Genomic DNA, 12901 nt, shown 5'->3' with positions numbered 1-12901 from the left:
CTTGTCTTCCGAGTTCTCCGAGCCTTCCGGGCTCTCCCGGTTCTCGCAGTTCGACCAGTTCTCCGACCGATTCTCCGACCAGTCCTCCCACCCGTTCCCCGGCTCCCCGGAGACGCCGGGCGTCCTCGCCGCGCTCGGGCTGGACGCCGACCGTGCGGCCGAGTTCGCGCCGTACACCGACCGCGGTCTGGTGGCCGGGCGCGTCTCGCGCGTCGACCGCTCGACGTGCGACATCGTCACCGACCACGGCACGCTGCGGGCCGCCCACGGTTCCGGGCCGCTGCCGTGCACAGGCGACTGGGCGGCCGTCGCCGTCGTCGGCACCCCGAACGACGAGCCGGTCATCGAGGCGCTGCTCGACCGGCGTACCGCGTTGACCAGGTCGTCGGCGTCGGGGCGTTCCGAGGGCCAGGTGCTGGCGGTGAACGTCGACGCCGTGCTCATCGTCGTCCCGCTCGACATCGAACCCGACCTGGGCCGCATCGAACGCCTCCTGACGGTCGCGTGGGACTCCGGCGCCCAGCCGGTCGTGGTCCTCACCAAGGCCGACACGGTCGACGACGCGGACGACGTCCGGGCGGACGTCGAGGCGGCCGCGCCCGGCGCGGACGTGATCGTGGTCAGCGCCGTCACCGGCGAGGGCGTCGAGGTCCTCGGTGCCATCGCGGCGGGGCAGACGCTCGCGCTCATCGGCACCTCGGGCGCGGGCAAGTCCACTCTCGCCAACGCCCTCACCGGCGCCGGACTGGCGACCGGCGAGGTACGCCAGGACGGCAAGGGCCGGCACACCACGACGTGGCGCGAGCTGATCCCGTTGCCGGGCGGGGGCGTTCTCGTCGACACCCCCGGGCTGCGCGGTATCGGCCTGTTCGACGTCAACGACGGCCTCGACATGGCGTTCTCCGACGTGGAGGCGTTCGCCGAGGAGTGCCGCTTCGCGGACTGCGGCCACGTCGCCGAGCCCGGGTGCGCGGTTCTGGAGGCCGTGGAGACCGGGGCGCTGCCGCACCGCCGTCTGGAGAGCTACCAGAAGCTGCGGCGCGAGGCGGACTGGATCGCCTCGCGTACCGACTACCGCCTGCGGGCGGAGCGGGCGCGGCAGTGGAAGGTGATCCACAAGGAGATGCGCCGCAACCCGTCGCCGAAGAAGTAGGCGGCGAGGCGGTCGGCCCGGCGTAGCGGAATGCCGGGGTGAGCGGCGGCGGACGGACGTGTCCGCCGCCGCTCTACCGTGTCCGCGGCGGTGCCGTGCCTGCCCGGCCGCCTGCGGGAACCGGAACGGCCACTTGCGAACTCTGGTGGGTTACCGGGTTGGATGGGACCTGCCCGGTCGCGATCTGCACGGAGAACCACACTCGGGGAGGCAAGGCGTGTCTCACGCGAATCCGAACAACCCGTACGGCGGGGGACCCCAGGGGGGCAACCCCTTCGGTCCGGGCGGTCAGCAGCCGGTGCAGCACCGGCGGGACTGCCGCGAGCCGTTGCGGAATCCGTGCCAGAACCCGTGCAACGACGACGGTGACAGCGAGATCGTCGACGCGTTCAGTGAGATGTCCGGCGGTGGCGGCGGCAGCGGGGGCGGTCGTGGCGGGGGCCGCGACGGTGCCGGGGGCAACCGGCCGTACGACAACGGGCCTTCGGGTGACCCGGTGCCCAACACCGGTAGCGGCGGCAGCGGTCAGGGCGGTGGCGGCGGGGGCAAGGACGGTTGCGGCTGCATGCCGGGGGGCGGCGGTGGCGGACGCGGTGGTGGCGGAGGCGGTCGCGGTGGTGGCAGCGGAGGCGGGGGCGACGGCTGCGGATGCGACGGCTGCCTGATCGTGATGGTGCTCACGCTGCCGTTCGTCGCGCTGTGGTCGGTCCTGCGCGCCCTGGTCGGGAAGCGCCCGGTACGCCCGGACACGCCCGCGAAGCCGCTGTCGACGGTCGACAGCGTGCTGCCGAACGGCCGGGCCGCCCGCACGATGTTCCGTGCGGTGCGCTGGTACCGCCTCAACGTCAGCCCGCGCCGGGCCGCGCCGGTGTGCCGCTACACGCCGAGTTGCTCGACGTACGCCGCGACCTCCTTGCAGCGCCACGGCGCCTGGCGCGGCGGCCGGATGACGCTGCGCCGGCTCTCCCGCTGCAACCGCAGCCACCCGGGCGGCCACGACCCGGTCCCGGAGGCGGGCGCGGTCCGATAGGCCGCCGCGCGGGCACCCCGTCGGGGCCAGGGGATTCGTGGGCGGCCCGGCGGGCAGACACACGCGCTTACTGAGTGGTAGCAAGGGAGGCGCAGGAAGCGCGGCCGTGTCGCGCCTTCGTCCATCGACCGGGAGGCAGTCATGGCGCGTGCGCCGTTCGATCCGCGGGACCCACTGGGCATCGACGACTTGTTCGACGCCGAGGAGTTGGCCGTACGCGACACCGTGCGGCGGTTCTGCGCCGAGCGCGTGACGCCGCATGTCGCCGAGTGGTTCGAGAGCGGCGAGCTGCCGGTCGTCCGCGAGCTGGCCGTCGAACTGGGCCGCATCGGGGCCTTCGGCATGCACCTGGAGGGCTACGGCTGCGCGGGTGCGTCGGCCGTCCAGTACGGGCTGGCCTGCCTGGAGTTCGAGGCCTGCGACTCGGGACTGCGGTCGCTCGTGTCGGTGCAGGGCTCCCTCGCGATGTTCGCGATCCACCGGTTCGGCTCCGAGGAGCAGAAGGACGAGTGGCTGCCGCGCATGGCCGCGGGCGAGGCGATCGGCTGCTTCGGGCTCACCGAGCCGGACATCGGGTCCGATCCGGCGTCGATGCGCACCCGGGCCAAGCGCGACGGCGGCGACTGGGTCCTGAACGGCCGGAAGATGTGGATCACCAACGGCTCGGTCGCCGCGGTCGCCGTGGTGTGGGCGCAGACGGACGAGGGCGTACGCGGGTTCGTCGTGCCGACCGACACCCCGGGGTTCTCGGCGCCGGAGATCCGCCACAAGATGTCGCTGCGCGCCTCGGTCACCAGCGAACTGGTGCTCGACGACGTGCGGCTGCCCGAATCGGCGGTGCTGCCGGGCGTCGTCGGCATGCGCGGGCCGCTGACCTGTCTGGGCGAGGCGCGCTACGGGATCGTGTGGGGCTCGATCGGGGCGGCCCGGACCTGCCTGGAGACCGCCCTCGGGTACGCGGGCGGCCGCGAGCAGTTCGGCAGGCCGATCGCCGGATTCCAGCTCACCCAGGCCAAGTTCGCCGACATGGCCCTCGAACTGCACAAGGGACTGCTGCTCGCCCTGCACCTGGGCCGCCGCAAGGACGCCGGCACGCTGCGGCCCGAGCAGGTCAGCTTCGGCAAGCTCAACAACGTGCGCGAGGCGATCGAGATCTGCCGGACCGCGCGCACGATCCTTGGGGCCAACGGCATTTCGCTGGAGTACCCGGTCATGCGGCATGTCACGAACCTGGAGTCGGTGCTGACCTACGAGGGCACGTCCGAGATGCACACGCTCGTGATCGGCAAGGCGCTGACGGGATTGGACGCCTTCCGCTGACCTCGCGGGACGGGCGGTCCGACACGCGGACCACCACGCCCGTGCCCGCACCCGTGCCTGCGGACTCCCTTGGCCCAACCGGGCATTACGTCCGGTATGGGTCTTCTGGTGCCCGGCGAATGGCACTACCTTGCTCCCAGCGTTTCCGGCCCCGCCGTCCCGAGGACCGGCCGGCGCGTCGACGGCCGGTGCAGGGCCGAGGAAGAAGGTACGTGTGAGTGCGCAGCCCGTCCCGGCGACCCCGGGTCCCGCGCTCGACCCCGGGTTCGACCCGTTCGCGGACGAGGTGCTGGCGGACCCCTATCCGGCGTGGTCGCGCGTACGCGACGCGGGGGCCGCGGTGCACGTACCGCTCCACGACGTGTGGGCGATCGGCCGGTACGCGGATGTGCGCGAGGCGCTGCGCGACTCCGCCACCTTCTCGTCGCGCGGCGGCATCGGCCTGCGCGTGCAGGACGACCCGGTCGAGGCCGGGCTGCCCAGCAGCGTCGACCCGCCCGACCACGACCGCTACCGGCGGCTGATGGGCGCCCAGTTGGGCCCGCGCCACCTGCCGCGCCTCGGCGACATGATCCGGGTACGGGCCGAGGACCTGGTCAAGGACCTGGTGGAGCGCGGGTCCTTCGACGCGGTCGCCGACTGGGGGCGCACCTTTCCGGTGGAGATCCTCGGGGACCTGGTCGGGCTGCCGGTGCAGGGCCGCGAGCGGCTGCCGCAGTGGTCGGCCGCGGTCTTCGACAACTTCGGCCCGACCGGCGAGCGCGCCGACGCGGCGCTGCCGCTGCTCGACGAACTCGTGCGCTACGTCGGCGAGGTGGTGACGCGCGAGAACCTGGACCCGGACGGCATGGGCGCCAAGGTCTACGAGGCGGCGGACCGCGGCGAGGTCAACGACGTCGAGGCGCTGTCGGTGGTCATGACGTTCCTGGTGTCCGGGATGGGCACGACCTCGGACGCGCTCGCGCAGCTGCTGCTCCTGCTCGCCGAACACCCGGACCAGTGGGCCGCGTTGCGCGCGAACCCCGCGCTGATCCCGGGGGCGTTCGAGGAGGTGCTCCGGTACGACGCGCCGGTTCAGGCGTTCTTCCGCACGGTGACCCGGGACACCGAGGTCGACGGTGCCAAGGTGCCGGAGGGCGCGCGGGCGATGCTCTTGTTCGGCTCGGCGAACCGCGACGGGCGCAAGTGGGCGGACCCGGACCGCTTCGACGTGGGGCGCAATCCCGTGGACCACCTGGCATTCGGCTCGGGCACGCACAGCTGCGCGGGGCAGGCGCTCGCTCGGTTGGAGGCGAAAGCGCTGCTGGTGGCGTTGGTGGGGAAGGTCGAGCGCATCGAACTCGCGGGCGAACCGCGGCGGCGGCTCGGCCATGTCTCGCGGACGCTGGAAAGCGTACCGTTGCGCGTGGTGCCCGCCGCCTGACCGGCGGGGCGGGGTTCAGCGGGTTGCTCTGAGCAGGGGGACGCGTACCCGGATCGTCTTGCCCCCGGCGGACGGCAGGACGTCGATGACGCCGTGCGCCTCGGCGACGGTGAGTTTCACGATCAGCAGGCCGCGGCCGTCCTCGGACTCCTCGTCGGTGTCCATGAGCGCGCGGGGCCGAAAGGGGTGGTCGTCGGTGACGTCGAGTCTGATCCGGCCCTGGGTGAGGGCCAGCGTGACACGTACCCGCTCGGTCAAAACCGCAGCGTGTCGGACGGCGTTGGACACGAGTTCGGTCGCGACGAGTAAGAGGGTGTCCTCGAGGTCGTGGTGAATACGCCAACCCCGTAAGACATCGCGCAGGCGGTGCCGTACCTCGGGTACCGCGGCGACCACCGGCGGCAGTGTCCAGCGGACCAGCACGGGGCCGGGGGAGTGTCCGGAGCCGTACCCGGAGCCGGGGTCCGCGGGTGTGGGGCCGAGATCCGCGGGGCCGCCGCCCACGGCGGTCTCCAGGGACCGGCGTACGCGCGCCTCGGCGCTCTCACGATGTGCGGCCCGGCGTGAGCCGGGCCGTCCTGGCACAGTCATGTGCGGCCCCGTGGTCGGCAGTGGTCGTGCTCTCTGACGTGGTTCGGACCGGGTGGCCGAGGGCGCCGCAAGGCGGGGGCGAGCGGTGCGGCGAGGCTGCCGGGTGTGTGCGTGGCGTACGAGGTGCGATGCCTGTGGCGGTTCCCCTGGGGTGTGGACGGAAGGGGGCGGGGGATGGTGCGCGGCCGGGCGGCGGGCTGACGGGAAGTCAACGCCGGGGGGCGGCACGCGTCCACTGAGGGATGGCGCATCCCTGGATCCTCAAATGTGCGGAGTGGCTTGGATGGCCAGTGTGGAGCGCCCCGTGATGAAGCATCCATGGTTTTCCGCCTGTGATCCGGAATGACATCGGACATGATGTTTTGCCGGTCAGGTTTGCCCGTATCTGCATATTGATGGCCGACGCCGTGCCGTGTCCAGGTGTGAACACATCGTGACGGGTGGGCAGGCGGATGTGCGGGAGTGCGGACGGGCGTGCGGCCGGGCTCGCCCACGGGAGTTCGGCGGGGACCGGGCGGGCTTCAGGGGGGACCCCCGGGCGAGAAGCAGACGGGATTTGGGCGGGATTCGGGCGGAGTTTGGGCGGGAGCCTGCCGGGCGTCAGGGCGTCAGGGCGTCAGGGCGTCAGGGCGTCAGGGCGTCAGGGTGTCAGGGTGTGCGGCCGCCGGGCGTGCGCGACTTGGTGTCTTCGGCTTCCCAGGTGGTCGCGCCGCCGTCGTCGTCGGGGCGCGGAGCCTTGTCCTCGTCGTCCTTTGCCGTCGCTGTCGTCGCCGCGGTCTCTGCGGCGGATGCGGCGGAGACGGTCTCCAGGACGGCCAGCACGAGCGCGACCAGCACCGCGACCAGCAGGACCGATCCCACCGTCGGGTCGTTCCACAGGAAGAGCCACAGGCCGCCGAGGGCGATGACGCCGAGGTAGAGCGGGTGGCGGTGGCCGGCGATCCACGACCCGGCCGCGCCGGTGCGTACCCCCGCGTCGGAGGCGGTGCGTCCGGCGGCGCCGAGGCCTGCGGTGAGACCGCGGCGGATCGTCCGGGCGGGGCGGGACGGACCGAACAGGAACGCGGTGAGGGCGGTGACGGCGCCGATGACCGCCAGGGTCCAGGCCGAGTGGCGGAGGAACTTGACCAGCGCGTCGAACACCGCCTTCGCGGCGTCCTGTTCGACGTTGGAGGGCAGCCGGTCCAGGTAGATGCGGCGGCCGATCAGCAGGGCCAGCACGAGCAGCAGCATCGCGGCGAGCACGCCGAACCCGAGGCCGATGAACGCGCGGCGGCTGTTCGGGGCGATCCACAGGCCGAGCGCGGCGACGGCGAGGGCGATGAGGGGGAGCCACCAGCCGACGGCGTGCAGGATGCGGACGTACGTCCGGACCTCGTCGAGTTGGTCGGACTGCACGAGCACGATCGACTTGTCCACCTCGGGGATGGCCTCGGCGAGGCTGAACCCGCGGTCCACCAGGCGCTGTTGGGCCTGCGCGATGATCGGTCCGAGCTGCAGCGTCACGGTGCCGCCGTCGATGTTGATCGCGTCGTTGCCCTGGCCGGTGAGGGCCTTGACCATCGCGGCGTGCGCGTCGCGGTTCGCGGTGGTCCACAGGTCCGCGAAGGCGTCGCTCTGCACGACGGCCTCGACCTGGTCGCGTACGAAACTCTCCACGCCGCTCTCCAGCGGCCCTGACAGGCGGCGCAACTGGTCGGCGATGCCCGACGGGAGGCCGTTGTCCGACAGCGTGTCCGCGAGCGCGTCGGTGACCTGGTCCATGTCGATGCGGCTGCTCAGTGCGGTGGTGATGCGGTTGGTGACGGCGTTCTGGACGGCCGGGTCGTGGGCGAGCGGGGCGACCGTCGCGACGTAGGTGTCGGTGTCCTCGATGACGTCGTCGGCCCAGACGGCGACCACGGAGAGCAGTGCCAGCAGGCACGCGAGCGTGAGCGCGACCACCGACCCGGCGGTGCGGACGCGGCGCTTCACGCGTCCGGACGTACGCTTCCGCAGTCGGTCCAGTTCGGCGCGCTCGTCGTCGGAGAGCGGCTTCTCGGCCGAGGGCGCCTTGGGTGTGCCTGCCGCGGCTTCCCGCTCGCCGGCTGCCGGGTCCGGGGTGCCGGGCGCATCAAGGGAGCGCGGTGCCTCCGGCGCGTTCGATGCACTCGGCGCGGCGGGGGAGTCGGGCGCTTTCGGTGCTTTCGGTGCGTCAGGCGTGTCAGGCGTGTCCGAGGAACCCGAGGTGCTGGCCATGCCTGATTGTCGCCAGGAAATTGGACTAATGCGACATTTAACACGCAGTCAGACCGCAGCCAGGCCGTCCATTTGGTGGAGCCGCGGACTGTGGTGGACGGGTGCGGCCGACGTTACGAAGTGGGGCGGTCGGCGTACGCGAGCCTGCCGGGTCGTCCCTCGGACACGGCCTAGTCGCCGCCCGGCGTGCGGCGCAGCCGTTTGACCTCGCTGCGATGAGCCTTGCCCGCGAGACGGCGTTCCTTTGAGCCGCGACTCGGGCGTGTCGGCCGACGCGGCGGCGGGGGCGGGGCGGTGGCCTCGACCAGCAGCTCGGCGAGCCGCCGTCGCGCCGCCTGCCGGTTCATCAACTGTGACCGCTGCTCCGACGCGGCCACCGTGAGCACGCCGTCGACCAGCCGGTCGGCGAGGTTCCGCAGGGCCCGCGCCTTCAACGGCTCGGGCAGCGCGGACGTCGCGGCCAGGTCGAACGACACCTCGGCACGGCTGTCCGTCGTGTTGACCGATTGCCCGCCGGGCCCGGACGACCGGGAGAAACGCCAGGACAGCTCGGCCGCGGGCACAACCGAGCCGCGGATATCGAGATCTGTCGGCATGCCTCCTATTGTCCGGCACCGTTCGGGGCGCAGTCCACGCAGTTTCGGCCGGACTTCGGTGCTGACGTACGGATCTCCTCAGCGCGGCGGCGGACCGCTCCGCTCCGCCTGCCGAGCCGGTACGCCCTGGTCGTCAGTGCGGCGAGGCCCGGGCAGCCGGTCGTCCGGCGCCGCCAGGCTCGCGCGGCGCAGCGCCGGGAACGCGGCGGCGACCGCGAGCGTGGACACCACGCAGACCAGCCCGCCGGTGAACACCGCCGTGCGCGCACTGGTCAATTCGGCGAGGAAGCCGAGTCCGGCGTTGCCCAGGGCGGGCGAGACGGACGCCTGGACCATCCACAGGCTGCTGACGCGTCCGCGGAGTTCGTCGGGTGTGCCGTGCTGGAGGAGTGCCGAGCGCAGGGTTTCGGAGATCAGGTCGCCCAGCCCGGCGAGGGCCAGCAGGACCAGCGCGAGTGGCAGCAGAGAGGTCAGGCCGAAGCCGGTCAGCGACAGGCCCCACAGGAGGACCGCGCCGATGAGGGCGTGGCCGCCGGCGCGGCCCGTCCAACCGCTGGTTGCCGCGCCGACGAGGGCGCCGAGCGCGGGCGCGGCGTACAGCAGGCCGACCACGCCGGGGCCGCCGTCGAACTGCTGGTCGGCGAGCACCGGGTAGAGCGCCTGCGGCATGGTGAAGACCATCGCGGCGGCGTCGATGAGCAGCAGGCCGACGATGAGGCGGTGGCCCCGTACGTAGCGCATGCCGACCGCCACGGCGGCGAAGGCCTGCCGGACGCCTTTGGCGGTCTCGGGTGCGGTGGGCGGCAGTGGGCGTACGAACAGCAGGGCCAGCGAGAACACCAGGAAGCCGGCCGCGTCGATCGCGAAGCAGGCGGCCAGGCCCGGGCCCGCGACCAGAACGCCACCGAGGGCCGGGCCGAGCAGGGCCGCGAACTGGGCGGAGGAGGCGGTCAGGGCGCCGGCGGCGGCGAGGCGTTCGGTGCCGACGAGGGAGGGGATGGCCGCCAGCATGGCGGGTCCGCCGAGGCCCGCGAACAAGCCGGTCAGGCCGGTGGCCACGTAGATGGGCCACAGGTGCGGCTCGGGCAGCAGCGCGTTGACCATCAGCGCGACCGCGACGAGGGTCAGCGGGAGGCGGGTGGCGAGCATCAGCAGCCGCCGGTCGAAGCGGTCGGCGAGAACGCCGCCGACCAGGACGCCGACCACCAGGGGGAGCGCGCGGGCGAGGCTGACGAGGCCGACCTGTGCGGCGGATCCGGTGAGGTCGTACACCTGCCATGCCACGGCGACGCTGGTCATGAGCGTGCCGATCAACGCGCCGAGGAACCCGGCGAACAGCAGCCGGAAGTCGCGGCTGTCGCGCAGCGGGGAGAGGTCCATGGCGAAACGGCCCCGAGGCATGGGCGACTCCTGACGAGGTGAGGCAAGCCTTACCCGCGCAACTGTGGCGATGCCGCGGCTTAAAGTCAACATGTGTGAAGTTCAAGCGCTGCTAGCCTCGTGCCCCGATGAGCAGCGACACTCCGGCCCGGCGGCGGCCGACCCACCGCAAGGGCCGCAGCACGCTCACGCGCGAGTCGGTCGGGCGCGCCGCACTGGAGTTCCTGGGCCGCCGCGGGCCGGCCGAGCTGACGATGCGCTCGCTCGCGGCCGACCTGGGCGTGTCACCCCGCGCGGTCTACAACTACGTCGAGGATCGGCGCGACCTGATCACCCTGGCCGTTGAGCTGTTCGAGGCCGACTGGTGTCCGCCGGAGTTGGACGCCGCACCGGAGGCCTGGCGAGGCGGCTTGCGCGCGTACTGCGACGACCTCCGCGCGCACTACCGGCGCCACCCGGGCATGACCACGTTGGCGCTGCGCGAGAACGTCACGATGGCCCGGCACCCCACGATGCTGCGGAACGTGGACGCGCTGATCGGGTTCTTTGTGAGGGTCGGGTTGCCGCTCGGGGACGCGTACCGCGCGTGCATGGAGACGATTCGGGCGGTCGTGGGGTTCGTGGAGTTGCAGGACGGGCCGTACGACCGCCCGCCGCCCGACCTCGACCCGGCGGTCTTGGAGCAGTTCCCGCCGCCCTGGCTGCAGCCGGAAGCGGACCTCGAACTCCCATACCTGGGCCGCCTCGGCGAACTCGAACCCACGCCCCCGGACGCCCAGTTCGTCTTCACCCTGGATGTTCTGGTCAACGGCATCGCCGCCCGCATCCCGACCGCGGGCGACGGAGACTAGGCCTGCTTCGGCTGGTTGCGGACCATCATCAGATGGACGGGTGCGGTGTCCCAGGGGCGGGTGTGGCCCAGCGGTTCGTACCCTTCGGCCCGCCAGAACGCGATGGCTCCTTGCGCTTCCGGCCGCGCGGTGACCGTCGTCCGCTCGCCCGTCCAGGGGCCGACAAGCGCCGCGTGCATCTCGCCCCCGAGACCGAGCCGTCGGTACGCGGGCAGGATGGCGAACTCGAAGACCACGAAGGTGCGGTGCCCGTCCTCCGCGGTGACGTATGGGGCAGCGGCTCGAACGTCCCCGCCCAGCAGCGTGTCTCGGCCGCTGGCGGAAGCCCGTACGCCATCCCGACCGCGGCCCCGTCAAGCGAACGCGCAACAACCAGCGCGAAGCCCAGGGCCGTGGAATGCCGGGGCAACGTCACGCGCCATGAACTACGCCACGTCGTCAGGCCCTTCGTCGTAGGGCTCTTCGGAGTAGACCGCGGCGTAGAGGCCCCCAACCGCATCCACCTGCCCCCCGACACCGGCAGCGTCCACATATCGCGTGACGGTCCACAAGCGGGTCACGGAAGAAAGCCCTCTCACACGGGAGTTGCGCCGTGCCCTTTGGCGATCCAGTCGATATGCGCGGCAAGAGCGAAGTCGGCCTCGGTGAGCCCAGAACACTCATGCGGAACCGTCCCAACCCTCTACGGTCAATTCTGTCGGCTCACCCGCCAGGTAGCGGTCGAGCGCGTACCGGGTCGACGGGACGAAGTCCCCTGGCAGGTCCTCGATATCGGCCCAGAACTGCACGGCCTGGATCGGTCGATTCTCGTGCTCCTGAACACAAGTCAGGTGGCCGGCGAAAGTCCAAAGGTCAGTGCGACCTGGCGGACACCAGGACCCCAGGTGTCGCGTGCCACACCGCCGTGGCGTCCGAGCAGTCGTCCCGTGCACGCACCATCAGGCCGAAGCCCTCCGGGTCGGGCCACCCGTGGTTCATCCACCACTCGACCGCGGCGATGTAGTCCGCGACAAGCCCGTCGTCGCCTGCCACGTTGACACTGATCCCGGCGCCGAACCCCAGTGACGCGAACCGGTCGCCGTGGCGCAGCCACAACACCCGTTCCCCGTCGGACGGGTGGACGCCGGTCGTGTAGTGCTCCATGCCCGGCAGGAGCAGTCCGACGACGAACTCTCCCGCGTTCCCGAGCGGGGCCCCGAGTTCGCCCGGCGAGAGCCGAGACTCGTACGCGCGTGTTTCACCCCCTTCCGGCCACTCGGACCAGGGCGTACGCCGCTGTGAGCGGGCCTTCATGAACGCCACGGGATAGCGGAACCTGCCCATGGCGATGCCGTCGTGTACGTCGAGCGTGGTGACGTAATCGGCGGCGTGGGTGAACGTCGGAGTCCACGGCATCATGATCTTTCCGGTGGGGCACAGCCGGATCCAGGCGGCGGGTACCGCGCCGCGGACGGCGCAGGTGACATGGATCCGATCGAAGGGACCGTCGAGCACGGATGGCTTCAGACCGTCCGCAGCGATGACTTCGGCGTCGACACCGGCATCCTTGAGGCGCTTCCGGGCTGTGGCAGCAAGGCTTGGGTCCACCTCGATGCTCACTACGCGCCCCGACGGCCCCACACGGTCCCTGAGCAGGGCGGCGGTGAATCCGGTGCCTGCGCCGATTTCTGTGAACCTACGACTAGGTTCTTCGGCTTTGTCCCGCGGCGCTGCCTCGACAGCGCCGCGGACATCCCGTACCGCCCACGTAGATGCTGGGTCTCTGCAGAGCTGCGCTCCTGAGGCGGACGTCAGCAGGTCGTCTGGTCTGCGCGCGCCCGCGTGATGCGGGGGCGTATTCGCCCTTGCGTACGCGACAGAGCCTTGCGTACGCGACAAGGGAGTTGCGTCCGAGCTGGCTGTCCTTGTTGGGGCCGCGCTGCCGTTGGCGGCGCGGCTCCAAGCGCCACCGTCCGTTCTGATCGCATGGTGCGATTTTGCGCGCGATGCGCTCTGTTGGCCTCGTACCTGTATTGCGACATGGCACTGGGCCTTGACCGGCTGTGGACGATTCGAGTTGTGGTGTCGTGGCGCGGCGCTGCCTCGGCGGCGCCGCGCAACCGATCCTCGATACACGTGAGAGTGGCCTGACCTGCGCCGGGAGCGATTTCGCCGTTGCCGAGTGAGGAGAACTGGCGCGATCACGATCAGATGAGTGGCTCCTTCCGGGGCCGCGCCGCCCCCCCCGGCGGGGGGGCCCCCCAAACCCCCCCCGCCCCCCCCCCCGCACGCGCCGCCCGGGGGCGGCCGCCGCCCGGGGCGGGGGGGTGGGGGTGGGTT

The 12901-nt window shown here is 71.9% G+C and carries 12 protein-coding genes; 5 read left to right on the top strand and 7 right to left on the bottom strand.

The window, feature by feature from the left end; all coding sequences use genetic code 11:
- The first annotated feature begins 1 nt into the window (after position 1).
- From rsgA to ACWD12_RS30345, 4 genes are all read left to right on the top strand, one after another.
- Positions 2 to 1153, top strand: coding sequence for a ribosome small subunit-dependent GTPase A (rsgA, locus tag ACWD12_RS30360; protein ID WP_450102226.1), 1152 nt, complete (start codon positions 2 to 4; stop codon positions 1151 to 1153).
- 217 nt (positions 1154 to 1370) lie between these two features.
- Positions 1371 to 2183, top strand: coding sequence for a membrane protein insertion efficiency factor YidD (yidD, locus tag ACWD12_RS30355; RefSeq protein WP_450102225.1), 813 nt, complete (start codon positions 1371 to 1373; stop codon positions 2181 to 2183).
- A 141-nt stretch (positions 2184 to 2324) separates the two neighbouring features.
- Positions 2325 to 3503 (top strand): acyl-CoA dehydrogenase family protein, encoded by a 1179-nt coding sequence (locus tag ACWD12_RS30350; RefSeq protein ID WP_450102224.1) that lies wholly within the window; start codon positions 2325 to 2327, stop codon positions 3501 to 3503.
- Positions 3504 to 3717: 214 nt separating this feature from the next.
- Complete coding sequence (locus ACWD12_RS30345) at positions 3718 to 4926, top strand: cytochrome P450 (RefSeq protein ID WP_450102223.1); 1209 nt, start codon at positions 3718 to 3720, stop codon at positions 4924 to 4926.
- 15 nt (positions 4927 to 4941) lie between these two features.
- Here the strand turns inward: ACWD12_RS30345 and ACWD12_RS30340 are convergent, their stop codons facing one another.
- From ACWD12_RS30340 to ACWD12_RS30325, 4 genes are all read right to left on the bottom strand, one after another.
- Positions 4942 to 5517: an ATP-binding protein gene (locus ACWD12_RS30340; protein ID WP_358358673.1), complete on the bottom strand. Its 576-nt coding sequence runs from the start codon at positions 5515 to 5517 to the stop codon at positions 4942 to 4944.
- A gap of 648 nt (positions 5518 to 6165) precedes the next feature.
- Positions 6166 to 7755 carry a hypothetical protein gene (locus tag ACWD12_RS30335; protein ID WP_450102222.1) on the bottom strand — a complete coding sequence of 530 codons (1590 nt, stop codon included), beginning with the start codon at positions 7753 to 7755 and terminating at the stop codon, positions 6166 to 6168.
- 170 nt (positions 7756 to 7925) lie between these two features.
- Positions 7926 to 8351 carry an alternative ribosome rescue aminoacyl-tRNA hydrolase ArfB gene (gene arfB / locus ACWD12_RS30330; RefSeq protein ID WP_358358669.1) on the bottom strand — a complete coding sequence of 142 codons (426 nt, stop codon included), beginning with the start codon at positions 8349 to 8351 and terminating at the stop codon, positions 7926 to 7928.
- A gap of 78 nt (positions 8352 to 8429) precedes the next feature.
- A complete protein-coding gene (locus ACWD12_RS30325; protein ID WP_450102221.1) occupies positions 8430 to 9752 on the bottom strand; it encodes an MFS transporter in 1323 nt (440 codons plus the stop codon).
- A gap of 107 nt (positions 9753 to 9859) precedes the next feature.
- Between ACWD12_RS30325 and ACWD12_RS30320 the strand changes: the two genes are divergently transcribed.
- Complete coding sequence (locus ACWD12_RS30320) at positions 9860 to 10582, top strand: TetR/AcrR family transcriptional regulator (protein WP_450102220.1); 723 nt, start codon at positions 9860 to 9862, stop codon at positions 10580 to 10582.
- On the opposite strand, the gene ACWD12_RS30315 is transcribed toward ACWD12_RS30320, so the two are convergent.
- From ACWD12_RS30315 to ACWD12_RS30305, 3 genes are all read right to left on the bottom strand, one after another.
- Entirely contained in the window at positions 10579 to 10818 is a 240-nt protein-coding gene (locus ACWD12_RS30315) for a hypothetical protein (RefSeq protein ID WP_450102219.1), read from the bottom strand. The two genes, ACWD12_RS30320 and ACWD12_RS30315, sit on opposite strands and share 4 nt — an antisense overlap.
- Positions 10819 to 11241: 423 nt before the next feature.
- Positions 11242 to 11370, bottom strand: coding sequence for a hypothetical protein (locus ACWD12_RS30310; protein WP_450102218.1), 129 nt, complete (start codon positions 11368 to 11370; stop codon positions 11242 to 11244).
- Between the two features lie 64 nt (positions 11371 to 11434).
- On the bottom strand, positions 11435 to 12697 hold the full coding sequence (locus ACWD12_RS30305) for a methyltransferase domain-containing protein (RefSeq protein WP_450102217.1): 1263 nt from the start codon (positions 12695 to 12697) through the stop codon (positions 11435 to 11437).
- Positions 12698 to 12901: the final 204 nt, after the last annotated feature.

This window comes from Streptodolium elevatio, assembly GCF_053592165.1.
This window is presented reverse-complemented; position numbering and strand designations above follow the sequence as displayed.